Raw genomic sequence first — 485 nt, 5'->3', positions numbered from 1 at the left:
GGCAAGGCGGACGTCGTGTGGCACAACCTCAACTCGGGCGAGCTGTACTACTGGGTGATGAACGGCACCGCGATCGCGGGAGGGCAGGGTCTCGCCTACCTTCCGCTCGGCTCGGCCGCGCTGGCGCTCGGCGACTTCAACGGCGACGGGCGTTCGGACCTCGTGTCCACCACCGCGGACTACGTCCGCATCTCGATCGCGCAGGCCAACGGCGCGTTCGCCGCGCCGGCCGTCGTCGCCGCCCGCCCGGCAGCGGGCTGGCGCTTCGTGGACAGCGTCGAGAAGGATCGCGTACCGCCCAAGTCGGATATCAACGGCGACGGTCGCGCGGATGCGGCGTGGATGGCGCCCGGCAACGGCGCGCTGCTGTCGTGGCTGATGAATGGAACGGCGGTGTCCGCGCAGGCGGGCACGTCGATCGCGGCCGACGCATCGCCCATCGCGATCGCCGATTTCGACGGCGACGGCCGCGCCGACCTGCTGTC

At 71.3% G+C, this 485-nt stretch carries 1 protein-coding gene; it reads left to right on the top strand.

Features of this window, described 5'->3' with window-relative positions; translation table 11 throughout:
- Positions 1 to 485: FG-GAP repeat domain-containing protein (locus tag E4F61_RS14210; RefSeq protein WP_162301504.1), on the top strand; the 485-nt coding region annotated here is incomplete at both ends.

The sequence above is a fragment of the Cognatilysobacter segetis genome (assembly GCF_004359965.1).
GTDB lineage: Bacteria > Pseudomonadota > Gammaproteobacteria > Xanthomonadales > Xanthomonadaceae > Cognatilysobacter > Cognatilysobacter segetis.
The sequence above is the reverse complement of the archived record's forward strand: the minus strand, read 5'-3'. Positions and strand labels throughout refer to the sequence as shown.